This window comes from Thalassobacillus sp. B23F22_16 (assembly GCF_043496955.1).
GTDB classification, from domain to species: domain Bacteria; phylum Bacillota; class Bacilli; order Bacillales; family Halobacillaceae; genus Thalassobacillus; species Thalassobacillus devorans_A.
In genome coordinates, this window is sequence record NZ_JBIEKD010000010.1 from 80534 (window position 1) to 104803 (window position 24270).

A 24270-nucleotide genomic window follows, 5' to 3' on the forward strand; every position below is an offset into this window, starting at 1 on the left:
CAAAAACCTCCTTTTGGTGTTATGCCGCGACTAAGACTGTCCTTGTTCGTCAACACCTTTTTCCATAGCCTTCCATGCCAATGTTGCACATTTGATTCTAGCCGGGAATTTCGATACACCTTGTAGTGCTTCGATGTCCCCTAAATCAAATTCCTGTTCATCAATCTCTTTTCCTTGCATCATATCTGAAAAGAGCTTTGACATCGCCAAAGCATCTTCTACACGCTTTCCTTTGACGGCTTGAGTCATCATGGAAGCAGAAGACATGCTGATGGAACAGCCTTCACCATCAAATTTAGCATCCTTGACCATTCCATCATCTACTTGCAACTGCAACTGAATGCGGTCACCGCAAGTAGGATTGTTCATGTCGATGGACATGTGGTCGTCTCCTTCAATCGTTCCGCGGTTTCGCGGATTTTTATAATGATCCATGATGACTTGTCTGTAAAGTGTATCCAGGTTGTTAAAAGACATCGCCAAAATACTCCTTTGTTTTTTGTAATCCTTCGACAAGTCGATCAATATCTTCTTCGGTATTATATAGATAAAAGCTGGCGCGGGCAGTTGCTGATACATCGAGCCAGCGCATCAGCGGCTGTGCACAATGATGGCCTGCGCGTACGGCGATACCCTCCGCATCAAGTACGGTTGCTACATCATGTGGATGTACATCATCCAGGTTGAATGTAATAAGGCCTGCCCGTTCTTCCGGTCCATAAATCGTGAGGCCATCTATTTCTCTCATACGATCCATCGCGTAATCGACCAACCTATGCTCATGAGCCTCAATTTCCTCCAGCCCGATTTCATTGATAAAGTCGATCGCTGCTCCAAGTCCAATGGCACCACCGATTATCGGCGTTCCGCCCTCGAATTTCCAGGGAAGTTCTTTCCATGTGGAGTCGTAGAGATTAACAAAATCAATCATTTCACCACCGAATTCAAATGGTTCCATGTCATTCAATAAGGCCCGCTTGCCATAAAGAACACCGATACCTGTTGGTCCGCACATTTTATGACCCGAAAAAGCGTAAAAATCACAATCTAAATCCTGTACGTCTACTTTAAGATGAGGCGCACTTTGCGCACCATCTACGAGCATGACGGCTTCATGACGATGAGCGATTTCCGCTATTTCTTTAACAGGGTTGATTGTACCAAGTACATTGGAAACATGCATGACCGCTACTATTTTAGTATTACCAGTTACTGTTTCCTCAACATCTTCCAGGCTGATGGTACCATCTTTCTGCAACGGAATATATTTCAAAGTAGCTCCCGTAGCTTTGGCGACCTGCTGCCATGGAATAATGTTACTGTGGTGCTCCATTGGGGTGATGACAATTTCATCACCTTCCCCAAGTTTCGCACGACCGTAGCTTGTTGCAACCGTATTAATTGCAGTCGTAGTGCCTCGAGTGAATATGACCTCCTGGGTACTATTCGCATTAATGAACCTTCTGACCTTTTCACGGGCTCCCTCATATTCATCGGTAGCTTTTGTACCGAGTGTATGGACACCCCGATGGACATTGGAGTTGTATCCACGGTAGTAGTCATCTACCTTTTCAATCACAGAAGCCGGCTTCTGTGAAGTGGCAGATGAGTCCAAATAAACTAGTGGGTGTCCATTTACTTCCTGATCCAGAATCGGAAAGGATTGACGGACAGTTTTAATATCCATCAATTTACTTTCCTTTCAATTACCTGGGTCAGCTGCTCCTTCACTGCTTCTATCGGAAGCTGCTTAACAACTGGAGCCAGGAAACCATGTATGACAAGTCGTTCCGCTTCCTTCTGAGAAATTCCACGACTCATCAAGTAGAACAGTTGCATTGGATCAACACGGCCTACTGATGCAGCGTGACCGGCTGTAACATCATCTTCATCGATTAGAAGAATCGGGTTTGCGTCACCACGCGCATCTTTACTTAGCATTAGGACACGTGATTCTTGCTCAGCGTTTGACTTGGATGCTCCGTGTTCAATCTTACCAATACCATTAAAGATAGCCGTTGCTTTCTCCTTCATAACGCCGTGCTGGAGGATATACCCTTCGGAGGCTTTTCCGTAATGAACAATACGTGCCGTAAAGTTTTGTTTTTGACTTCCTCGGCCGACAGAAACTGTTTTAGCATCTCCAAGAGAGTTCTCACCCATCAAGTAAGTGTAGTTTTCGGAGATCGTATAGCCGTCATTCATCTGGCCAAGAGCCCATTCAATTTTGGCATCACGATCTGCCACACCTCGGCGGTTCACATAGGTAGTAGTGCCGGCGCCAAGGTTATCCACAGCTCCAAAGGATACTTTCGCATTATCATGAGCAAAAACTTCAGTAAGGATATTGGTTACAGCTTCTTCATCCTCTTTATTTTGAGAAAGATAATTTTCTACATAAGTGACTGAACTGTTTTTATCCGCTACAACAATAACATGGTTGAAAAGGGCTGATTCCGGATCTTCTTGCCAGAAGATTGCTTGAAGTGGTTCTTCCACTTGAACGTTTTCCGGCACATAGACGAAAACGCCACCATTCATCAAAGCGGCATGCAAAGCAGTGAGACGATGCTCATCTACTTGAATACCATCTTTCATATAATATTTTTCAACAAGGTCACTGTGTTCTCTGACAGCTGTATTCATATCCGTGAAGATAACACCTTTATCTTTCAATGATTGAGATAATGAAGCGAAACCAACACGTTGATCACGCTGAATGAATAAGTTTTGTTCTGCTTTATCCTGATCGACAAAGTCTTTGATTTGTTCTGGAAGATCAGCCAAAGAACTTAACTCTTCCCCACGTACATCGTGAGTGAACTTGGTAAAGTTCCAGCGATCAATTTTTGTTTTGTCAGGCTTTGGCATTGGCAGGCGTTCCGCTTGCTGCAATGCATCCAGACGAAGGGTCTTCATCCATTCTGGTTCGTTCAAGCCTTCGGAAAATTTGGTGACATATTCTTTGTCGTATCCTAGTGAGATTTCTACTGTCATGGTATCCCTCCTATCTGATTACGCTTTTTGACCTACAGTTTCATCTTCAATTCCCAGTTCTTGCTTGATCCAGTCATAACCTTCTTCTTCAAGACGCTGTGCCAGTTCCGGTCCACCGGATTTCACAATACGACCTTGCATCATGACGTGTACCTTATCAGGAGCGATATAGTTCAATAGGCGTTGATAGTGAGTGATAATCAAGCAGCCAAAGTTTTCATTACGCATTTGGTTGATCCCTTTGGAAACAACTTTCAATGCATCGATATCCAAGCCAGAGTCGATTTCATCCAGGATAGCAATTGCTGGCTTGAGCATCATTAATTGAAGAATTTCATTACGCTTTTTCTCACCGCCAGAAAAACCTTCATTCAAGTAACGTTGTGCCATGTTTTTATCCATGTCAAGAAGATCCATCGTGCCATCCATTTCTTTGATGAATTTCATTAATGAAATTTCATCACCTTCTTCACGACGAGCATTAATGGAAGAACGGAGGAAGTCAGAGTTTGTTACACCACTGATTTCACTCGGATATTGCATTGCGAGGAACAGACCCGCTTGTGCTCGTTCGTCTACTTCCATCTCCAATACGTCTTTTCCATCAATATATACTTCACCTTCAGTGATTTCATATTTCGGGTGACCCATAATCGCGGATGCTAATGTGGACTTACCTGTACCGTTCGGCCCCATTACTGCGTGGAATTCTCCACCCTTGATTGTCAAGTTGACACCTCTTAAAATTTCTTCACCTTCAATCGCTACGTGAAGATTCTTAATTTCTAAAGTAGATCCTGCCATAACTAATACCTCCATATCTATTGTGAATCATTTTTTTGAATAAGAATTATCAACCATTCTCAATCTATTCTCATTACAATCTTATATCATTTCGAAACTGTTATCAACTTTTTTCACTGTGCCAATCGACTTTCTAAACCATTAGGTTTAAAAATGCCACTTTATTAGGATAACACGGACTTTCCTTATTATATAGATAAAAACAGAAAAAATCAGGTAGGGATTTCCCACCTGATTTTTTTATTTATTATTTATGCAATTGACGATCTACTTCAGCCACTATTTTGCGGCTTTCTTCGTATTCCTTTTGACGACGTTGTTCAACTTTTAACCGCTGATCTAATTTATTGCTATATTCCGCATAGCCCATTCCGTGAGATTGCTGCATAGCTTTCTCCATCTCGGAAGTATAATTCAGCTTAAGTTGGTCGTTAATAATAAATCAATCCTTTCGGTTTTTGTATGCTATTAAGTGTAGCATAGATATATTACCCAGACCAAAAGGCATTTAAACCAGAATAGGGGAATTGTATAGGAAATGTATTTTCATACAACAATTAACAGGATACCATTCATTCATAGTCAGATTTGCTCCATATTTCTTCGATATCCTCGAAATATACTTAATGTTGCAAATTTTGCAACTCTTGATACGCTTCCTGCACCAAAGTGACTGCCTGGCTCATTGCGGCACCTCCACCAAAGGCTGCAGAAACGCCACAAGCTTCCATTATTTCCTTTTCACTTGCCCCCTGGTCGATACATCCTTTCGTATGATAAATCATACAATATTCATCTTGAGCTACCACACTAATACCGAGTGCAATCAATTGTTTTTCTTTCTCTGTCAATTCGCCTGCTTCAAAGCAAGCTTCTGTAAAAGCATTAAAATGATGAGCGATTTCCGGCATCTTTTCCGTAAATGTACCGATTCCATGCTTATATTCTTGCAGGTATGCTTCAGTAAAAGTCATTTTATTTTCTTCCATAAATAAAAACCTCCCAGGATATTCGTTATTGCTAGTATGAGCAATATCTATGAGAATATCCTGAGAGGTATTAATCAACATATTATTTATTTGTCGCTATCTACTGGAACTACAGCTCCATCATATTCTTCTTCCATAAAGGTTTGTATTTCCTCTGAACGCAATACTTCGACGAGCTTTTTCAAGGCTTCTGAATTTTCATCTTCACTTCTTGCTGCAATCACATTCACGTAAGGTGATTCAGACCCTTCCAGGATGAGGGCATCCTCACTAGGATTCAAATCAGCTTCAATCGCATAGTTGGTATTAATTGCTACAAGTGCATTTTCTTCTCGCTCATAATTGGAAGTAAGCATTTCTGCATTGACCCCTGAGTCGAATTGAAGATTTTTAGGGTTTTCTGTTATATCGTCTACTGTTGCGTCGACTTTTTCTACCTCTTCATCCAATTTAATCAAGCCTTCACGCTCAAATAAAGAAAGGATTCGTCCATGATCAGCAACCGAACGGCTCATAAGCACAGTGGTACCTTCTGAAATATCATCTACACTGGTAATATTTTGTGAGTAAATTCCCATTGGTTCAATATGAATGCCGCCTAAGTTTACAAAATCATAATCGTTCTCTGCTTTTTGAGATTCAAGATAAGGGATGTGTTGAAAATAATTCGCATCGATTTCCCCACTCTCCAAATCCTTATTCGGCAAGACATAATCCTGGTATTGTTCAATCTTCAACTGAATTCCTTCCTCTTCCAGAAGCGGCTGTGCTTCCTGTAAAACTTCAGCATGAGGAACACTGGTTGCACCTACCACAAGTTCGTCTTCGGAGCCATTATCGGAACCTCCACTGTCGGAACCTCCACAAGCTGCAAGTACTAAAATTACAGAACTGAATATTAACCCAATCAACCATTTTTTCATTTTTAATTCCCCTTTACTTTATTATCTATCTTTTATCCAAGGCTCGGGAAGTAATATCCCCGATAAATTGGAAAATAAATACGATTAATACAATCAGGACAGTACATACAAAAACCACATCGAAATCACTGCGCTGGAAGCCATAGAAGTAGGCAAAATCTCCCAACCCGCCAGCTCCAATTACACCTGCGACTGCAGTATAACCAATTAACGCGATTGCTGTGACTGTCAAACCAGAGACAAGGGCTGGCATTGATTCCTTCAATAATACTTTAAAAATGATTGTGGATGTTTTTGCACCCATCGACTTAGCTGCCTCAATAACTCCTTTATCTACTTCTTTCAAAGCTATCTCAACTAACCTGCCATAAAATGGAGCTGCTCCAATAATCAACGCAGGTAACGCAGCTTTAGGGCCGCGAATAGTCCCCATTAAAAAATCTGTAAACGGAAATAAAAGTAAAATCAATATAATGAAAGGAATAGCCCGGAAAACATTGACTAAAGAAGATATAATCCAATTTAAAGTTTTGTTTTCCCACAAGCCGCCCGGACGGGATAAATACAGTAATAAGCCAAGCATTATTCCTAAAATCAGAGTTCCTATTACCGAAATAACTGTCATATAAAGTGTTTCATTGGTAGCAGTAATCATATCAGCCATATCTACATTAGGGAACAGTTCATTAAACATGTGTAATCACCTCCACTTCAACAGAGGTGCCTTCAATGTAAGTAATAGTTTTTTCTATTTCACCTTGAGAGCCTTCCAAGTGTACAAAAAGTGTTCCATAAGCGCCTTTTTTCGTCTGCGTGATCTTTCCATGAAGGATGTTGAGATCAATGCTGAACTCTCTGGAAAGCTCGCTGATTACAGCCTGATTAGTGCTCTCCCCAACAAAATGCAACCGAAGCACTTTTCCTGAAGAGTATTTTTCATGTATTAAATCCAAAGAGTGATCTTGATCAGGATCTCCCATCACTTGATCCACGAATTTCTTTGTCACTGGGCGTTTTGGGTGAAGAAACACATCTAAAACATCCCCTTGTTCCACCACTTTACCGTTTTCCATTACAGCAACGCGATGACATATTTTTCTGATGACATGCATTTCATGGGTGATTAAAATGATGGTCAAGCCTAATTTTTCATTAATATCGACTAATAAATCGAGAATCGAATCGGTAGTCTCTGGATCAAGTGCTGAAGTTGCTTCATCACACAAAAGCACCTTAGGGTTATTCGCTAATGCCCGTGCGATACCGACACGCTGTTTTTGACCGCCACTTAATTGGGAAGGATAGGCGTTCTCTCTCCCTTGAAGTCCTACCAGTTCGATCAATTCCATTACTCTTGCTTGCCTTTTATCCTTAGGTACACCGGCTATCTCTAACGGAAAAGCGATATTATCTCTGACTGTACGAGACCAAAGTAGATTGAAATGCTGAAATATCATACCGATTTCCTGACGGGCAAGCCGCAGCTTATTTTTGCTCATGCTTGTTATTTCCTGCCCATCTATCGTTATCGAGCCGCCCGTGGGATCCTCCAGACGATTTAATAAACGGATGAACGTGCTTTTTCCAGCTCCACTGTATCCGATAACACCGTAAATTTCCCCGGCCTCAATATTTAGATCGAGATGATCAACCGCAGTGACATCCTGGTCTTTCGTGTGAAAGACTTTAGATAAATCTTTTATCGAAATCATTCTGTGCTGCCTCCTACTGCTTGCTGATGGTTTAAAGCAAAGAAAATACTGCTTGTCCCGAGTCTTACTTAGAAAGACTTTAATTCCAACATTTCTATAAAGTAAAACTTACTTTATGCATAAAAAAACACCTTTTCTGCTTAGAGAACAGAAAGGCGCTTAGGTAACAAGCTGCTCCGTTCTCTTATCTGCCAGAGCTTATGAACTCTGCAGGAATTGGCACCTTTTCAAGCTTGGAAAACTTGACGGTTGCCGGGCTTCATCGGGCCAGTCCCTCCACCACTCTTAATAAGAGATGTGATTAATTTTATTACTTTAATCCGTTTAAGTGTCACAAAAAAGATTGTAGCATGTGAGCGAAATTATTGTCAACAAAATTCGATTAATTTCGGCAAATAAGTATTCTTACTATGCAATACTTCTAATATGCGCTGTCTTCCATTTATATGGTAGGATAATGACAGAATTCTATGAATACGGAGGAGGTTTCTTTATGGAGAAAGCGCCACTTTTCCAATTGCCTTATATCAATAATTCAGGCGTCTATGATTTACAAGATGATCTCGGAAAAGTAATCGTTCTTACTTTTTGGGTATCCTGGTGTCCAGACTGTTCCAGGGATTTACCCATGAAGGAGCAGTTATACCGGTCTATGGACTCAGACAAAATTAGTCTTCTTACTATTAATGTAGCAGGTCGGGAGAGAGAAGGCGACGCAGGAAAATCATTCGCTGAAAAATTCCTGACCCAGCCCACTTTAGTGGATGATGGCAGATCAACTTATGACCAATACCAATGCAGCGGTGTACCAACCACCGTTATCATTGACCAATACGGTAATATTTCTGCTAAGTTCGGAGATCAGGCAGAGTTTCTTGAAATAGTTGAAAAAATTGGAGAGTTAGTGAAATAACAGTTCCTAATAAAGCAAAAAGCCGAAATAAATATAATTTCGGCTTTTTGCTTTATTTAAATTGAAAATAAACTCTTAAATTAGACCAAAGCTATTCCTCTCGTTATTTCTCGGGAAATAATGTTAGGAATTGACGTGTTTAGACACGATCCTCTGCATGTAAGGAACGGAACGAAAAGCATAAACCTTATCCTTCACCCTGCCATTAGATACAATTAATAAGCATGGTACGCTTTCAACTTGATTTTCCTGCATAAAACCAGGATGTAACGATGCATTCAGTTCAAAAAACAGGTTTTGCTTCCACAACGATTCAATCGTATCAAGCATTTTCCTGGCCATGCGGCATGTCCCACAAAACGGACTATGAATAAAAATCATGGCACTCCTATTAGTGTTAATTAAGTCTTTTTCTGATGACAGTTCTAATACTTCCATCGTACCCACCTTTATATCAGGTAAATTGATTTAACATGAAAATGTTGGCTTAATAGTGCTCGAGCCAGTTCCGGTTCAGGAGTTGTTGCTACTTCCCGGTAAGCTTTATCTACATATATATGTTCCGCATGCGGGAGTTCATGAGTCAGTTGTTTCCTCAACTTATGACCTGAATCATCTTCATCCACCAGAATATAGACAATGCGATCATCAAGATTATAGTCGAGGATCATTTCCTCCATCCGTTCTACCCCGAGCGTACCATGCGTACATAATATTTCTACCTGATTGTGATCATCCAATATCTTTTTTATATGTTTTTTATCTGTAATCCCTTCTACGATTAGAATGGGGACTTGGTTTTGATCGTTCATATCAGGATCCCACCCAGTTCTTTTAGTAAAACAGACCATGCTGTAGGATAGCATGGTCTGTGGGTATCTAACGTTTATTCAACACCAGCCGCCACCATCACAATCTACATATTGACGGACTTTCGGCGCCTCTTGTTTTGCAGGTTTAGTTTTACGCTGGCGCTGTCTGCCAGTAGTATCGGCACGTCTTTTAGATTGATTCATAATAGGTCACCCCTTGTCCATAGGATGTCCGTTGAAGAAAAAATTAGTCTTCTGTAATCATTTCTTCATACTGTTCAGCTGTCATCAATTCGTCCATTTCGGACTTATTAGAAGGCTCAACAATAACCATCCACGCTTTTTCATATGGAGATTCGTTAACGAATTCTGGAGAATCTTCCAATTCCTCATTGATTTCAACGACTTTACCGCTGATAGGAGCATAAAGCTCAGAAACAGTCTTCACAGATTCTACACTGCCGAACGGCTCATCTGCTTCAAGCTCGTCCCCGACTTCTGGTAATTCCACGAATACGATGTCGCCAAGCTCAGATTGTGCAAAGTCTGTAATACCAATACGAACTTTTTCTCCTTCAACTTTTACCCATTCATGCTCTTCGGAATAACTTAATTCTTTTGGCAAACTCATGACTAATCCCTCCAAATTATAATTATTATAAATAAACTGCATTACTAACATAAAAGCTTTCCAATTATAATGCCAGTGATTTGCTCATTTTTCAGAAGCATTATTTCCAAGTATTCTCGAAATCAGCTTCTTTAAAACCTACGGTTACATCTTTTCCATTTGTTACGATTGGTCGTTTGATCAGCATTCCATCGGAAGCTAACCACTTTATCATTTCAGACTCATCGGCTTCCTTAAGCTTGTCCTTCATACCAAGTTCGCGATATTTCTTGCCACTGGTATTAAAAAACTTCTTAGCAGGAAGACCGCTTTTCGTTATGTAGTCCTGCAGTTGGGACTCTGTTGGTGGATGTTCAACTATATGAACAGGCTCATACTCGACACCATTTTCATCCATCCATTTCTTGGCTTTTTTACATGTTCCACATTGTGGGTACCAATAAAAGGTTACTGCCATTGGCTCTTACCCCCCTTATTATTTACCATGCTTTTATTCTATCATAATCTGATAAAACATTTCATCAAACAGTGGAAGCAGCTCCAATTTTTTCATTTCTCAATTGCTTTTTTCTAAACAAAAACAGACCGGTTCACTTTCCCAATGAACCGGTCTTGTTATATCCGTACGTGTGTGACCCCCTGTTAGCTATCTTTATACGATATATTTTTCTTCTTTGATCAGATTGGCAGCAATTTCACGTTTCTTCGCAATGACATTGGTAGGAGTGTGACGTATCAATTTCTTCAATGCTCCCAGCATCATACGAAGTGTATCGCCCGATTCAGATGCAATTAACGTTTCTTTTGCATGAGCTTCAATACGGTTGAATGCTTCCTGGACATAAACTTGTGTGTAGAGTAATTTTTGCTGAGCTTTTTCAGAAGATTTATTCATTGCTTTCTCTGTACGAAGCACTGCTGATTCCATATTATAGATTTCGGCGACGATATCTGCAATATTAACAAGCAGCTCTTGTTCTTTTTCTAATTTCTCTCCGTATTTTTGAGCAGCAAGCCCAGCTGCCACAAGAGCTATTTTTTTCGCATTTTTCACCAAATACTTTTCTTGCTCTAATGGTTCTGTACCAGGCTCTTCCGGCATCATCATCATTAATTCTTCTTGCAGGGACTGAGCCTTTTGCAACAATGGCAGTTCGCCTTTCATTGCTTTCTTCAACAAAGTTCCTGGAACAATCATCCGGTTGATTTCATTCGTTCCTTCAAAAATCCGGTTGATCCTGGAATCACGGTAAATACGCTCCACTTCATACTCCTGCATAAATCCGTAGCCCCCATGGATTTGCACCGCTTCATCCGCTGTAAAGTCCAGCAATTCTGTACAGAATACTTTATTTAATGAACATTCGATCGCATATTCAGCAATAACCTTTGCCACTTCTTTACCATTTTTCAACTGTTCATCCGTAAGTTTACCCATGCTTTGTTCAAAAAGCCCGACAGTACGGTAGACAGAGCTTTCATTGGCGTAGGTGTTTACAGCCATGGAAGCCAGTTTTTCCTGGATAAGCGAAAAGCTGGAAATTGGAGTCTGAAACTGCTTTCGCTCATTGGCATATTTAACGGCAAGTTCAATAGCACGTTTGGAACCACCGACGCCCCCGATTGCTAATTTATAACGGCCGACATTGAGAATATTAAAGGCGATAATATGCCCCCGTCCGATGTCTCCTAACACATTCTCAACCGGCACCTGTGCATCTTCCAGCACTAACGTTCGAGTGGATGAACTTTTAATCCCCATTTTCTTTTCTTCCGGTCCTGTAGATACACCTGGATAATCTCTTTCTACAATAAATGCTGTGAATTTATCTCCATCTATTTTTGCATATACGACGAAGACATCAGCAAAAGCAGAGTTTGTAATCCATTGTTTTTCACCATTCAAAACATAATGGGTTCCAGCTTCATTTAGTTTAGCAGTAGTTTTCGCACCTAAAGCATCGGAGCCGGAGCCTGGTTCGGTTAAAGCGTATGCTGCAATCAGTTCACCTGTCGCAAGCTTCGGCAAATATTTTTGCTTTTGTTCTTCATTACCAAAGAATACAATAGGAAGAGAACCGATGCCTACGTGCGCTCCGTGTGTTACAGAAAATCCGCCTGCCCGGGAAAACTTTTCTGTAATCAATGAGGAACTGATTTTATCCAATCCGAGACCGCCATACTCTTCCGGAACATCTACACCTAACAGCCCCAGCTCACCAGCTTTTTTCAGCAAATCGACAGAATGCTCGAATTCATGATTTTCCAGGTTATCTATTTTGGGGACAACTTCTCCAAGCACAAAATCCTCTGTGGTTTTCGCGATCATTAAATGTTCATCCGAAAAGTCCTCTGGTGTAATAACATCCTCCGCTGCTACATCCTCGATTAAAAATCCGCCGCCCTTGAACATTTTTTCCTTTGTTTCACTCATTTTATATTCCTCCCCTTATAATAATTCGAACACTCCAGCTGCACCCATTCCGCCACCAATACACATGGTTACGACACCAAATTGTTCATTACGACGCTTCATTTCATGCATTAATGTAAGCGTCAGCTTCGTACCAGAACAGCCCAGCGGATGGCCTAATGCAATTGCCCCGCCATTAACATTGACTTTATCCATATCAAGGCCCAGCTCTCTGATAACACGTAACGATTGGGAAGCAAAAGCTTCATTAAGTTCAAACAGTCCAATATCGGATTGCTGCAGACCAGCTAATTTCAGAGCTTTCGGAATCGCTGCGATTGGACCTACCCCCATGATTTCCGGCTCTACACCAGCTACTGCAAAGGATCGGAATTTGAGCAAAGGTTTTAGTCCTTCCGCTTCTGCTTTATCCTTATCCATAACTAACACGGAAGCGGCTCCATCACTCATTTGTGACGAGTTTCCTGCCGTAACTGTACCTGTAACAGAAAATGCAGGCTTTAATTTAGCCAGTACTTCCTGCGTTGTTCCTGGACGCACGCCTTCATCCTGTGTAAATAATCTGGTAGTTTCTTTTACCTTATTATTCGCTCCCAACTGTCGCTCGGTAACTTCAACTGGGACAATTTCATCCTCGAATCTTCCAGCTTCTATTGCTGCAGCTGCTCTTCTGTGACTTTCCACTGCAAAGGCATCTTGTTCTTCTCTTGAAATTTCAAAACGGGTTGCTACCTCTTCCGCCGTATGCCCCATGGACATATAGTAGCCTGGGGCATTTTCTACAATCTCTATATTTGGCTTGATCACATGACCAGGAACAGGGACCATGCTCATCGATTCGGCTCCTCCTGCAATAATGGAACCACTTTGGCCCAGCATTATTCTTTCCGATGCATAGGCGATACTTTGTAAACCAGAGGAACAATACCGGTTAATCGTTATCCCGGGAATTGTATGAGACAATCCTGCCAGTGCACCGATATTGCGTGCCATATTCATCCCCTGCTCTGCTTCCGGGATAGCACATCCGATAATGACATCATCAATTTCGCCTTCATAGTTACCTGCACGTTTCAATGTTTCTTTTATGGTTAATGCCGCCAAATCGTCCGGCCTTGTGTTGGCAAGCGTTCCTTTTTTCGCTTTCCCAACAGGCGTTCGAGCCCCTGCGACTATTACTGCTTCTTTCACATTACCTTCCCCCTTTGGTTAGATTCCCGTCCTTAGTTTCTTAAAGGTTTGCCTTTCAAAAGCATATGCTGCATACGCTGCTGAGTCTTAGGTTCACCGATAAGGCTCAGGAATGCTTCCCTTTCCAGATCTAGCAAGTATTGCTCATCTACAAGCGTCCCCTCTTTCAAACGTCCACCTGCTAAGACGAATGCCAATTTTTCTGCGATTTTCAAGTCATGTTCCGAGGCGTACCCTCCATAACCAAGTGACTTTGCTCCAAGCAGCATGGTTGCATAACCTTGTTCACCTACAACTGGAAACTTGGTACGTTTTGGGGCACGATATCCGGAATGAGCAAGCCCTAAAACCTTTTGCTTCGCATCATGGAGCAAGTGATCCCCATTGACGCTGATGGCATCCTGTTGATCAAGGAAGCCGTTCTCCCTTGCTTCTTCACCTGATGTAGAAACCTTTGCCATGGCAATCTTCTCAAAAACAGCATTGGCAACCTTTTGCAGGTCGATATCTACGCCTTGTGGAATATTGTTTAAATGTTTCAAGTAAAGTTCTTTGTTTCCTCCACCGCCAGGAATAAGTCCCACTCCCGCTTCGACAAGGCCCATATAAGTCTCCTGTGAGGCTTGGATAGCACTCGATGGCAGACAAACCTCAGCTCCTCCGCCTAACGTCATACCGAATGGTGCAGTTACTACTGGTTTATCTGAATATTTAATATTCATCATCGCTTCCTGGAATTTCTTGACGACTAATTCAATTTCAAAGAAATTATAATCTTGTGCCTCCATCAGCATCATGCCCAGGTTTGCACCGACACAGAAATTTTTGCCCTGATTACCGATCACAAGACCTTCATAGTTCTGATCCACCTCTTCAATCGCATCATTGATCATCTGTATGATATCCAGACCGATAGCATTGCTTTGAGAATGGAATTCCAGACCGGCCACTCCATCCCCAAGGTCAATCAGGCTGGCACCAGCATTCTTTTTGATGACATCCTTTGTATCCTTCAGACGCTTGAGGTTAATCTCTTTTTGATTGAACTCTTTTTGCTGATAGTTGCCGTCTGCATAGTAGTAAACGTTTCCATTTTCTTTTTTATAAAAGGAGGCGCTCCCTGAGGCGATCATCTCATCTACCCATGCCGGGACGGTCATGCCTTCTTCTTTCATACGATCAACTGATTTCTTCACACCGATAGCATCCCACATTTCAAATGGGCCCAGTTCCCAGCCGAAACCCCATCGCATCGCTTCATCAATCGAAGGAATATCATCGGCTATGTCACCGAGTAATTCTGCGGAATAGACCAGTACTGGAGCTGCTACCGACCAAATCAAATCACCAGCACGATCCCCTTTAGCTGAAACAAGAGTTTTTAATTTTCTTTTTGTACCTTTTTCTTGTTTTGCCAATTCCGTAGCCTTGGTTTTCAATTTCCTTCGTTCTTCATATACGAGTGTTTCTGGATTCAACTCGTATATTTCGCTTCCTTTTGACCCTTTTTTCTTAAGGAAAAATCCTTGCCCACTTTTAGACCCCAGCCAGCCTTTCTCCTGCATTTGTTTCATGAAGCCTGGCACTTCAAATACTTTCTTTTCTTCTCCATCTACTTGCTCGTAAACGTTATTTGCCACATGAATAAACGTGTCAAGACCAACTACATCAAGGGTACGGAAGGTAGCACTCTTTGGCCGGCCGATCATTGGCCCGGTCACAGAATCAACTTCCCCTACACTGAAACCCTGGTCAAGCATTTCCCGCACAGTTACAAGCAACCCGTAAGTTCCGATACGATTGGCAATAAAGTTAGGTGTATCCTTTGCTTCCACAACACCTTTGCCGAGATTGTCTTCCCCAAACTTTTTCATGAAAGCAACTATATCCGGGTCTGTATGTTGAGTTGGGATCACTTCCAATAATTTTAAATATCTAGGCGGATTGAAGAAATGCGTGCCAAGGAAGTGTTTTTGGAAATCTTCCGAACGGCCTTCAGCCATTGCTGCAATCGATATACCAGATGTATTGGAACTGATTATCGACCCAGGCTTTCGATGTGTATCTACTTTTTCATAGACCTTTTTCTTGACTTCCAGGTTTTCAACAACAACTTCAATAACCCAATCTACATCTGCAAATTTGTTCATATCATCTTCCATATTCCCGACCTGAATCATATCCAGGTTCGTTCTGCTTGTTATTGGGGAAGGTTTCTGCTTTAACAATCCCTGCTTATTCATGGCTGCGATTCGATTACGAACACTAGAATCTTCTAATGATAAGCCCTGCTTCTTTTCTTTATCCGTCAATTCACGAGGCACAATATCCAACATTAATGTCGGGATTCCAATATTGGCCAAGTGGGCAGCAATACCGGCCCCCATGACTCCAGAGCCCAATACGGCGGCGCGCTTGATTTTGCGATTCATTACTTTTCCCCCTATCCCTTTTGAATGAATACTCATTCATTTTAAAGCTAAAAAAATAAGATAGTCACCTATCAACATCTATTCTTACTATAAAATATTTTCAGACATTTCGCAATCGTTTTTGTATAACTTAGGAAAATATTTCTTTTTCAGTGGCGCAGTTGAATCTCGGGAGACATAAAAAAGAGGAAGAAACCCCGTTTTGTCTCCCCCCCAGTCTGTTACATGCTTATTTTTTCAGCACACCCTTCAACACGAATGCTACATTAGCCGGACGCTCTGCCAGACGGCGCATGAAATAACCGTACCAGTCGTTGCCATAAGGTACATACACACGCATATTATAGCCTTCCTTCACTAATTCTTCCTGGCGCTCCACCCGAATCCCATATAGCATCTGAAATTCGAATTGATCATTAGGAATGTTATGATCTTTCACTATTTTTTTAGTGTAGTCAATCATAGCATCGTCGTGGGTAGCTACTGCTGTATAATTTCCATTTAATAAGTGGGTTTTTATAATTTCTTTGAAATTTTCATCTACATCCTTCTTTTCGGGAAAAGCTACCTTTGGTGATTCTTTGTAAGCTCCCTTGACCAGGCGTAAATTAGGGTTGTATTGATCAAGATCTTTTATGTCTTCTGCCGTGCGGTATAAATAAGCCTGCAGTACCGTACCTACATTGTCAAACTCTTCTCGGAGTTCCTTGAAGATATCTATTGTCTTTTGACAGCGTTCGAAATCCTCCATATCAATCGTTATGAATACCCCATATTCTTTACCTGCCTCTAAAATCCTTCTCATGTTATCCATGACGAGATCATATGAGATATCCAGCCCCATGGACGTCATCTTTAAAGATAATTGGGAATCAAGGTTATTTTTTGAAATGGCCTTAATCGCTTCTATACATTCGTCTGCTGCTTGTCTGGCTTCAGCTTCGCTATCAATGAATTCTCCTAAATGGTCTATAGTTACCGACATTCCGTTTTCATTTAGTTTGCGGATTGTCTGAACAGCGTCAGGAATCGTTTCCCCAGCTACAAAACGACCTGCCCCAAATCTTAATCCGTATTTTTTAGCTAACTTAGTGAAAAATTTATTTTTGGATAAAAACAGAAAGAAATTACGTAACAACTGCTCCATGATGCATCCCCCTACACCAAACTTTTATCTAATTGTGTGAAAATTACAACATGTAATCGCTATCACATTTACATTCTATCATTTTTCATAGAATGTGGGTATTATTTAGCAAAAATAATCAAAGAAACGAACAAAACATAAAATTATGTTAAAAAACAACGAAATTCGCAGGTTTCCTAATAGGAAACGGCTTATAGGACAAAATAAACCTGAAAAATCTTAAGGAGGTCATCATATGCAACAACAACAGCCTGGTATGCAACAAGCCCAGCCGATGGCACAGCCGCCTAATATGGTAAGCGGAAAGGACCAGCTTTATATAACGGACATGCTTTCCTGGAATTTGAATGCCTGTAAAAAGGCCCATTTCTTTGCCCAGCAATGTCAGGATCCCGAGCTGCAAGCCGCTTTGGAGCAAGCTGGCCAGATGCATCAGAGACACTATAACAAAATTTTAGAGCACTTGAACAATCAATCACAACCAATCAATTAACAAGGAGGGAGTATATTATGAATCAACAAAGCCAAAAGATTCAAAACCCTGAAACGAACGTACCGAAAACACCGCAAATGAATGAACGTGACTTCGTCAATGATCAATTATCGACGGAAAAATACATGACGGATGCCTACAACATTGCTTTGAATGAAGCAAGTAACCAAAATCTTTATAACGACCTTGCTGCTATTTTTAAAGAAACACAAGACTGCCAGCGTGATCTGTTCAATCTCATGTTCAAAAAAGGCTGGTATACCATGGAGCAGGCCGATCAGCAAAAAATGCAGCAATCCTACCAGCAATTCAGCGGATACAAAAACCAATTACCTTATCAGTGATTAGAAAAACTTGGCTTGTCGCCAAGTCCTATGGCGAAAGCCTAGTTTTTCTTATACTTTTAATCCTTTAACAAAGTTAATCTTTCTTAAAGTGTAAAAAAAGCTATCTTGAAGGGGCATCCCTTTCAAGATAGCTTTTCATCTGTTAACAGCCTTTATCCGACGACATCATAACCTTGGTCTTCAATTGCGTCTTTCATTTTTTCCTTCGTTACAAAAGCTTCGTCATATTTAACGTCTACTTTCCCTGCATCTAAGTGAACTTCAACACCGTGGACACCTTCCAATTCCTCTAAGGCTCCTTTAACCGCCTTTTCACAATGCCCGCAGGTCATTCCATTTACTTCTAAAGTCATTTCCATACATGAACATCCTTTCTCATTAAACTGTGATTTATAACTTAACTCGCTTCAATCGAAGTGAGTTAGACACAACACTTACAGAACTGAATGCCATAGCTGCCCCAGCTATCCACGGTGCCAGCAAACCTGCTGCCGCGATAGGAATTCCGGCAGAATTATAAGCAAGTGCCCAGAATAGATTCTGACGAATATTTTTCATCGTCTTTTGACTTAATTGCACGGCTTTAGGAATTAATGTTAATTCGCCGCCCAAAATCGTCAGGTCAGCAGCTTCAATTGCCACATCTGTTCCAGTTCCGATCGCAATTCCTACATCTGCAATAGCTAGTGCAGGTGCATCATTGATGCCGTCCCCGACCATTGCTACTTTTTTGTCTTGCAGCTGTATTTCTTTTACCCGTTCCGCTTTTTCTTCCGGAACAACTTCCGCAATGACACGATCGATTCCCAGCTGTTTAGCAATTGCCTGAGCAGTCCTTTCATTATCCCCTGTCAACATCACTAATTCAATGTCTGCTTCTTTTAATTGACGCAAGGCTTCTGGTGCAGATTCTTTAATCGTGTCAGCCACAGCAATAATACCTTTAACCTTATTATCAACTGCAATAAGCATAGCTGTTTTACCTTCATTTTCCCATTTTTCCATTGTTACTTCATATGATTCGTATTCCACATTCAGCTGACGAATTAACTTCCTTGTGCCGATTTGTACTTCTTTTCCATCTAACACAGCTTTAATACCATGACCTGGTACCGCTTCAAAGCTGCTAGGCTCCATCAGCTCTAAACCTTGTTGTTCCGCATAGGTGACGATCGCATCCGCTAAAGGGTGTTCGGAACTTTTTTCTGCACTCGCTACCAGCTGCAGAATGTCAGGTGCTCCTTCGTAGTTTGTCACTTCCGGTGTACCTTTGGTTAATGTACCAGTTTTATCAAATACTACCGTATCAATTTTGTGGGTGTTTTCCAGGTGCTCGCCACCTTTGAATAAAATGCCTTGTTCTGCACCTTTACCAGTACCGACCATGATGGAAGTCGGTGTCGCCAGACCAAGGGCACATGGGCATGCGATAACCAAAACAGCGATAGAAGCAACTAATGCAGATGTGAAATCACCCGGAGAAACAATCGTCATCCAGACAATGAAGGTAATGATGGAAATAGCTACTACAATTGGTACAAAATAGCCTGAAATGACATCGGCCATTCTTTGAATTGGCGCTTTTGAACCCTGTGCTTCTTCGACAACTTTAATAATGCCTGCAAGGGCTGTGTCTTTTCCAACCTTTGTCGCTTTCATCTGAATATGACCATTTTTATTGATTGTAGCTCCGATCAATTGATCCCCTGGCTCTTTTTCTACCGGGATAGATTCGCCTGTTATCATCGATTCATCTACAGAGGAATTACCTTTTATGATTTCTCCATCCACAGGAATTTTTTCACCAGGTTTTACTATAAGAACATCCCCAGCCGAAACTTCATCCAGCGGAATTTTTATTTCTTGCCCATTCCGTAGAACAGTCGCTTCTTTCGCTTGCAAATTCAGTAAACTCGAGATAGCCGCCGTCGTTCTTCCCTTGGCAACTGCTTCAAAATACTTCCCTACCAGAATCAACGTAATGAGGATGGCACTTGTCTCAAAATATAAATGAGGATCCATACCAGGGTTTCCAACTGAACGAATTGCTTCAGCCAGACTATAGAAATAAGCGGCGCTCGTTCCCAATGCAACCAGTACATCCATATTGGCGCTCTTATTTCTTAGACTTTTATATGCACCCACATAGAACTGCCAACCGATGATGAATTGTACTGGTGTAGCTAACGCAAACTGAAACCATGGATTCATCAAGAGATGTGGTACCGGCAGTCCAAGCAAATGATCAAACATCGTAAGCAGCAATGGCAAGGATAAAATAGCAGAGATATAAAGCTTCATACGCTTTTTCTTTAATTCCTCTTCCTTTTGAGAAGCCCTTTCCTCACGATCCGCCCGTAATTTAGCATCATAGCCTAGTTTCTGGACACGAGCGATAATATCATTTTCATTAATATCCCCGCTATATTCAACGGTAGCTGTTTCATTGGTCAAATTAACCGTAGCCTGCTGTATTCCTTCAGTTTTATTTAACACTTTCTCGATACGTACAGAACAAGCGGAACAAGTCATACCAGTGATATCGAATTCGGCTTTTTCGGTCTTTACGCCGTAACCCAGCTTTTCGATACGTGCTGAAACATCATCCGGAGATACTTTATCCGGATCATAAGCTATTCTTGCATTCTCCATCGTCAAATTGACGTTTGCTTCAACACCATCCATTTTGTTCAATACTTTCTCGATCCTCGTAGAACAGGCAGAACAAGTCATACCTGTAATATCGACGGAAAGGTTTTTTTTGTCACTCATCATACCTCTCCTTTCTATTTTGCAAATTGTTTCATGACTTTCATTAACTCTTCGATAGATTCATCTCCGTTACCAGCCTTTATCGCATGGCTGACGCAATGTTTTGTGTGACGTTCCATCAAAGAAAATCCCACTTGATTAAGTGCTTTATCTATAGCAGAAATTTGTACAAGTACATCGACACAATAACGGTCCTCTTCAACCATTTTTTGAATCCCTCTCACTTGCCCTTCGATTCGTTTCAAACGGTTCAAAACTTTTTGTTTCTCCTCATCTGTTCGTGGCTTAATCGGTTGTTTCCCACTATTTTCTGGTAAATGTTGATCCAACCTCGTCACCTCCAAGAGTACTTAACTTAACTAAACTATACCCCCGTATAGTATTATTGTCAAACTGAAACACTTCATAATTTTATTATCCTGGATAAACTGCCGTTATGAGAGCATTAAAAAGAGCAGCTTTTACACTGCTCTTAATTTAACCTATTTTGCCTCGTTAATAGCATTGATCATACGCTGTTCGATATGTTCGGCAATTTGGTTCAATTCCTGATCCTCTACGAATTCAATTAACTTGGTAGGTTTCGGCATACCTATTTTTGTCATGCCGTCACTTTCATGGACAACAATTTTACACGGAAGAAAGTAACTTACCAATTCATTCTTTTCCAGGACTTTTTTTGCTTCCGAAGGATTACAAACCTCTAAAATCCTCACTGGCTTGTCAAAATCCAGTCCTTTGTTATTTAAGGTGGCTTTCACATCAAAATCCCATAAGACTCCAAACTTGTCATTTTTCAATTCGGCTTCTAAAGCTTGTACCGCTTCATCCAAACTCTTATTAGTGTCGACTGTGTAATGGAACAATCTGAATACCTCCTTCAAAATCTTTTCACTTACACATTATACCCTGTTTGGTATAATTAAAACGAGTGATATACTTTCATTGCTGCACACTAAAAGAATGCTGCTAATTATTTGAAAGTGTTGGAATTCTGACCTATGATGTCATTGTAAAGAGGGGTGAGATGATGCAAATAACAGATGAAGCGAAAACTGATATCATTCAAATTTTAGAAGATAATGATGCGGAAGGTATCCGTCTGTTTTTAGCCGGCATTGGCTGAGGGGGCCCACAATTGGGACTGTCCCTGGATGGGGCAGAAGAAACAGATACGCTGGAAGTCATTAATGGGATAAAAGTATCAATTGATCCGCACATTAAAGATATGACTAATTCCTTGCGACTGGAAAAACGTCCGCATGGTTTAGTGCTCGCTGGCATCCCGGCAGGGGATTGTTAGGTAAGAAGTATTCATATAGAAAAACCGTGGTACATCCTTTGATGAATACCACGGTTTTTTAATTGCAATATTTACGTATGGCCTGTTGAAGAGAACGCAAAAATTTAAGTCCCAATTTTAATTGAAGGTCATTTATCCTTTGAGCATGATCTGGTTTCACGCCAATCACTACAATTTCCATTCCCATATAGGCTAACGATTGAACAACCCCTTGAAACGCAATGACTCCATCCTGTTCAATTTCTCCAACGGCCGTGAGATCAAATAAAATGGTTTCTATATCTGACTGTTGAGCTGACGTTAACAGTTCATCACCAACAGCGTTTATTTTTTCTGCATTGAGATCACCAAAAAGAGGGACCAGCGCCGTAGTGGAAGAAAGCTCAATAAATGGGGCGGAAAGCCTGTTATTTTCGGCCATGGCTTCCTGCAGCTTTTCTTTTTCCTCCAGCAGCTCAAAGTTGGTTGTATTAAGACGTGAACGAAGTTGACCTAAAGAAGCTGTCACATCCAGCATTCCTTGATCTTTCGGAAGGATCATCATTTCTGCATGAAGGTCATTTTTCCAATTCACATAGAGATCTACGAGTAGAAGGTCATGGTTAGCAGAGGAAGGTACCAGGTTAATTTCTATTTTATTTTTACTTTTACCAGGCACCACTTCTTTGCGTACTTTATGAACGCTTTCTTCATCACACATTTTTAAAAAGTTATGATGCATGACAAAAATATCCTCGACTTCAGTAGAATACTGAAGAATTTCAAATTGTTTAGTTATAAGAAGGTAAGGAACCGAAAAAAATTCATCAACTTGTTTCATCCACGACGCCTGCTTTCCATACATTATGCACTTGCTCTAACTCAGCCAGCCCCTTTACTACACGCACTTGCCCTGTTTCCAAGTTAGATAAATCATACTTCTTCGCTATTCTGCCACCGATAATAATACCAGGGGACCAACTTAGCTGACTGAAAGCTTCCGTCATTTGCTTTACTACCGGTAATCGATATGATAAAGCTGCTGACAAGCCGATAACATCGGGCTGCCAATCTTTGATTTGTCTCAATGCATGATCTAAAGGAAGATTGGGACCCAGATAACGTACACGCCAGCCCTTTTCTCTGTAAAAACCGGCAACCATTTTCAACCCTAAATAATGTTGTTCTTCTTCTGCACCCAAAAGGATGATCTTTTTTCTTGTTTTAGATTGAAATTTATTTTCATAAACCCCTGCGTCCAGCCTGGAAAGAACAAAATCACATACAGCTGTAGCCAAATGTTCATCAGCAACAGAAATTTCGTTTTTTTCCCATAATGCTCCAATATAATACATGGCAGGAGTAATAATATCGTCAAAAAGATATAGTCTCGGATGCTCTGCAAGAAGATTATCGACTAATTCAACAGCCTCATCTTCCTTGCCTTGCAAGAGATACTCCGCAAATTTCTCATAATGTTTTCTGGTCATTCCCACACCTCACTTAGGACAGGGTCTTAAGTTCTTTTATTCCTGCCTGTAAATACTCCAAATAAGCATCTCGTTCATCAGAAGATTCAAAAGCTGCATTTTCCATGCCTTTGATCAGCCTTTCATAATTATCAACAATTAATTCAGTACCTACTCCCCTGGAAGTCAAAACACTGTTCAGCCATAACGTATAATCCACAAAAAATGTACTGCTGCCCATCTGATATGCTGTATCAAGGTGATCAAGATGATGATGGTTATCTTCTACGGTCCGTCGTCTGCCATTTTCCCCGAATTTATCGATTAGACCTGGATAAGTCTGATAAATATCGTTGACTACACGGTCAACCAATTTAGTCTTCTCGGACACTTTCATCGGGCAACAACCTTATAGCGGGATACTTTAGGCACAATACCAGCCAGCTCCTGATCGGGATAATTCTTTTCCAATTCATGAATGCGTTTGAAATCTTCACTCCGCACCCACTTCAAGTAATCTTCTTTTGTCTCCCATTCCATATGAACAGTCAGCTCTCCCGCCCGTTTATCATTTTGTAATAACTGAAAGGAACGAAAGCCTTCTGACTGGTCTACTGATCTGCTTCTTTTATTATAAATTTCTATTAATTCCTCAGCTTTATGGTCAGGAACTGTAACTGTTGAGTCGACGATATACATAATTCATCTCCTTTTTCACACCTAAAAGACTATTTTTTCAATCGTACCATATTAAAGATCGCCTTGTATAACAATGGGGTTTAAATCGCCTTTAGTCGCATTATATATGTCCATGAACATGTAAGCGGTTTCTTGTTATCTGAATTGCTTGAAAGTTTCTATTTTTTTCAAACGTATTTAAATTTTTGTTCTTAGTGTTTATACTAGTATTCGACAAAAAATT

At 40.9% G+C, this 24270-nt stretch carries 30 protein-coding genes and 1 riboswitch; of the genes, 4 read left to right on the forward strand and 26 right to left on the reverse strand.

The features are described from left to right. Positions 1-30: 30 nt before the first annotated feature. From sufU to ACGTNI_RS09905, 9 genes are all read right to left on the reverse strand, one after another. Positions 31-477: a Fe-S cluster assembly sulfur transfer protein SufU gene (gene sufU / locus ACGTNI_RS09865; protein ID WP_394461964.1), complete on the reverse strand. Its 447-nt coding sequence runs from the start codon at positions 475-477 to the stop codon at positions 31-33. Next, positions 467-1687, reverse strand: coding sequence for a cysteine desulfurase (locus ACGTNI_RS09870; RefSeq protein ID WP_394461965.1), 1221 nt, complete (start codon positions 1685-1687; stop codon positions 467-469). Before ACGTNI_RS09870 ends, sufU begins: the two co-directional genes overlap by 11 nt. Then, positions 1687-2997, reverse strand: coding sequence for a Fe-S cluster assembly protein SufD (gene sufD / locus ACGTNI_RS09875; protein WP_394461967.1), 1311 nt, complete (start codon positions 2995-2997; stop codon positions 1687-1689). The genes ACGTNI_RS09870 and sufD overlap by 1 nt, the downstream gene beginning before the upstream one ends. Positions 2998-3015: 18 nt before the next feature. Beyond that, positions 3016-3801, reverse strand: a complete 786-nt coding sequence (gene sufC / locus ACGTNI_RS09880; protein ID WP_394461969.1) for a Fe-S cluster assembly ATPase SufC — start codon at positions 3799-3801, stop codon at positions 3016-3018. Between the two features lie 247 nt (positions 3802-4048). Beyond that, a complete protein-coding gene (locus ACGTNI_RS09885) occupies positions 4049-4189 on the reverse strand; it encodes a YuzK family famiily protein (protein WP_166761380.1) in 141 nt (46 codons plus the stop codon). Positions 4190-4424: 235 nt separating this feature from the next. After that, on the reverse strand, positions 4425-4790 hold the full coding sequence (locus ACGTNI_RS09890; RefSeq protein WP_062440922.1) for a carboxymuconolactone decarboxylase family protein: 366 nt from the start codon (positions 4788-4790) through the stop codon (positions 4425-4427). Between the two features lie 86 nt (positions 4791-4876). After that, on the reverse strand, positions 4877-5713 hold the full coding sequence (locus tag ACGTNI_RS09895; RefSeq protein ID WP_394461972.1) for a MetQ/NlpA family ABC transporter substrate-binding protein: 837 nt from the start codon (positions 5711-5713) through the stop codon (positions 4877-4879). A 25-nt stretch (positions 5714-5738) separates the two neighbouring features. Beyond that, positions 5739-6407, reverse strand: a complete 669-nt coding sequence (locus ACGTNI_RS09900) for a methionine ABC transporter permease (RefSeq protein WP_394461974.1) — start codon at positions 6405-6407, stop codon at positions 5739-5741. Continuing rightward, the gene (locus tag ACGTNI_RS09905; protein WP_394461976.1) at positions 6400-7425 is read right to left on the reverse strand and encodes a methionine ABC transporter ATP-binding protein; all 1026 of its coding nucleotides are present in this window, start codon (positions 7423-7425) and stop codon (positions 6400-6402) included. Before ACGTNI_RS09905 ends, ACGTNI_RS09900 begins: the two co-directional genes overlap by 8 nt. A gap of 181 nt (positions 7426-7606) precedes the next feature. After that, a riboswitch (SAM riboswitch) is annotated at positions 7607-7720 on the reverse strand. 198 nt (positions 7721-7918) lie between these two features. Here ACGTNI_RS09905 and ACGTNI_RS09910 point away from each other — a divergent pair. After that, positions 7919-8338, forward strand: coding sequence for a TlpA family protein disulfide reductase (locus tag ACGTNI_RS09910; protein WP_394461978.1), 420 nt, complete (start codon positions 7919-7921; stop codon positions 8336-8338). A gap of 123 nt (positions 8339-8461) precedes the next feature. On the opposite strand, the gene ACGTNI_RS09915 is transcribed toward ACGTNI_RS09910, so the two are convergent. The 9 genes from ACGTNI_RS09915 to ACGTNI_RS09955 all read right to left on the reverse strand — a co-directional run bounded on the left by ACGTNI_RS09915 (position 8462) and on the right by ACGTNI_RS09955 (position 16985). Continuing rightward, positions 8462-8776, reverse strand: a complete 315-nt coding sequence (locus ACGTNI_RS09915) for a thioredoxin family protein (RefSeq protein ID WP_394461980.1) — start codon at positions 8774-8776, stop codon at positions 8462-8464. An 11-nt stretch (positions 8777-8787) separates the two neighbouring features. Beyond that, complete coding sequence (locus tag ACGTNI_RS09920) at positions 8788-9150, reverse strand: toprim domain-containing protein (protein WP_394461982.1); 363 nt, start codon at positions 9148-9150, stop codon at positions 8788-8790. Positions 9151-9228: 78 nt separating this feature from the next. Further along, positions 9229-9354 carry a hypothetical protein gene (locus ACGTNI_RS09925; protein ID WP_394461984.1) on the reverse strand — a complete coding sequence of 42 codons (126 nt, stop codon included), beginning with the start codon at positions 9352-9354 and terminating at the stop codon, positions 9229-9231. A gap of 43 nt (positions 9355-9397) precedes the next feature. Continuing rightward, positions 9398-9781: a glycine cleavage system protein GcvH gene (gcvH, locus tag ACGTNI_RS09930; RefSeq protein ID WP_394461986.1), complete on the reverse strand. Its 384-nt coding sequence runs from the start codon at positions 9779-9781 to the stop codon at positions 9398-9400. A gap of 100 nt (positions 9782-9881) precedes the next feature. Beyond that, positions 9882-10238 carry an arsenate reductase family protein gene (locus ACGTNI_RS09935; protein ID WP_394461988.1) on the reverse strand — a complete coding sequence of 119 codons (357 nt, stop codon included), beginning with the start codon at positions 10236-10238 and terminating at the stop codon, positions 9882-9884. Positions 10239-10433: 195 nt separating this feature from the next. Continuing rightward, positions 10434-12215, reverse strand: coding sequence for an acyl-CoA dehydrogenase FadE (locus ACGTNI_RS09940; protein ID WP_394461990.1), 1782 nt, complete (start codon positions 12213-12215; stop codon positions 10434-10436). A 15-nt stretch (positions 12216-12230) separates the two neighbouring features. Further along, complete coding sequence (locus ACGTNI_RS09945; protein WP_394461992.1) at positions 12231-13406, reverse strand: acetyl-CoA C-acetyltransferase; 1176 nt, start codon at positions 13404-13406, stop codon at positions 12231-12233. 32 nt (positions 13407-13438) lie between these two features. Further along, positions 13439-15838 (reverse strand): 3-hydroxyacyl-CoA dehydrogenase/enoyl-CoA hydratase family protein, encoded by a 2400-nt coding sequence (locus tag ACGTNI_RS09950; protein ID WP_394461994.1) that lies wholly within the window; start codon positions 15836-15838, stop codon positions 13439-13441. 229 nt (positions 15839-16067) lie between these two features. After that, on the reverse strand, positions 16068-16985 hold the full coding sequence (locus ACGTNI_RS09955) for a proline dehydrogenase family protein (RefSeq protein WP_394461996.1): 918 nt from the start codon (positions 16983-16985) through the stop codon (positions 16068-16070). Between the two features lie 235 nt (positions 16986-17220). Between ACGTNI_RS09955 and ACGTNI_RS09960 the strand changes: the two genes are divergently transcribed. Together ACGTNI_RS09960 and ACGTNI_RS09965 are read left to right on the forward strand one after the other, a co-directional pair. Then, positions 17221-17478, forward strand: coding sequence for a hypothetical protein (locus tag ACGTNI_RS09960; RefSeq protein ID WP_394461998.1), 258 nt, complete (start codon positions 17221-17223; stop codon positions 17476-17478). Between the two features lie 17 nt (positions 17479-17495). After that, a complete protein-coding gene (locus ACGTNI_RS09965) occupies positions 17496-17822 on the forward strand; it encodes a spore coat protein (protein ID WP_394462000.1) in 327 nt (108 codons plus the stop codon). Between the two features lie 155 nt (positions 17823-17977). Here the strand turns inward: ACGTNI_RS09965 and copZ are convergent, their stop codons facing one another. The 4 genes from copZ to ACGTNI_RS09985 all read right to left on the reverse strand — a co-directional run bounded on the left by copZ (position 17978) and on the right by ACGTNI_RS09985 (position 21463). Next, the gene (gene copZ, locus ACGTNI_RS09970) at positions 17978-18184 is read right to left on the reverse strand and encodes a copper chaperone CopZ (RefSeq protein ID WP_028783617.1); all 207 of its coding nucleotides are present in this window, start codon (positions 18182-18184) and stop codon (positions 17978-17980) included. A 31-nt stretch (positions 18185-18215) separates the two neighbouring features. Beyond that, positions 18216-20600 carry a heavy metal translocating P-type ATPase gene (locus ACGTNI_RS09975; protein ID WP_394462002.1) on the reverse strand — a complete coding sequence of 795 codons (2385 nt, stop codon included), beginning with the start codon at positions 20598-20600 and terminating at the stop codon, positions 18216-18218. Between the two features lie 11 nt (positions 20601-20611). Continuing rightward, positions 20612-20926 carry a metal-sensing transcriptional repressor gene (locus tag ACGTNI_RS09980; protein ID WP_394462004.1) on the reverse strand — a complete coding sequence of 105 codons (315 nt, stop codon included), beginning with the start codon at positions 20924-20926 and terminating at the stop codon, positions 20612-20614. Positions 20927-21079: 153 nt separating this feature from the next. Continuing rightward, on the reverse strand, positions 21080-21463 hold the full coding sequence (locus ACGTNI_RS09985; protein WP_394462006.1) for a DUF302 domain-containing protein: 384 nt from the start codon (positions 21461-21463) through the stop codon (positions 21080-21082). 272 nt (positions 21464-21735) lie between these two features. Between ACGTNI_RS09985 and ACGTNI_RS09990 the strand changes: the two genes are divergently transcribed. Continuing rightward, the gene (locus ACGTNI_RS09990; protein WP_394462008.1) at positions 21736-21900 is read left to right on the forward strand and encodes a hypothetical protein; all 165 of its coding nucleotides are present in this window, start codon (positions 21736-21738) and stop codon (positions 21898-21900) included. 58 nt (positions 21901-21958) lie between these two features. Here ACGTNI_RS09990 and ACGTNI_RS09995 read toward each other — a convergent pair whose 3' ends face one another. From ACGTNI_RS09995 to ACGTNI_RS10010, 4 genes are read right to left on the reverse strand one after another with little or no spacing between them, the layout of a single operon-like run. Beyond that, a complete protein-coding gene (locus ACGTNI_RS09995) occupies positions 21959-22720 on the reverse strand; it encodes an STAS domain-containing protein (protein ID WP_394462010.1) in 762 nt (253 codons plus the stop codon). After that, positions 22707-23369 carry a cobalamin B12-binding domain-containing protein gene (locus tag ACGTNI_RS10000; protein ID WP_394462012.1) on the reverse strand — a complete coding sequence of 221 codons (663 nt, stop codon included), beginning with the start codon at positions 23367-23369 and terminating at the stop codon, positions 22707-22709. The genes ACGTNI_RS09995 and ACGTNI_RS10000 overlap by 14 nt, the downstream gene beginning before the upstream one ends. A 13-nt stretch (positions 23370-23382) precedes the next feature. Continuing rightward, positions 23383-23745, reverse strand: a complete 363-nt coding sequence (locus ACGTNI_RS10005) for a hypothetical protein (protein ID WP_394462014.1) — start codon at positions 23743-23745, stop codon at positions 23383-23385. After that, positions 23742-24047 carry an antibiotic biosynthesis monooxygenase family protein gene (locus tag ACGTNI_RS10010; RefSeq protein ID WP_394462016.1) on the reverse strand — a complete coding sequence of 102 codons (306 nt, stop codon included), beginning with the start codon at positions 24045-24047 and terminating at the stop codon, positions 23742-23744. The genes ACGTNI_RS10005 and ACGTNI_RS10010 overlap by 4 nt, the downstream gene beginning before the upstream one ends. Between the last annotated feature and the right edge of the window lie 223 nt (positions 24048-24270).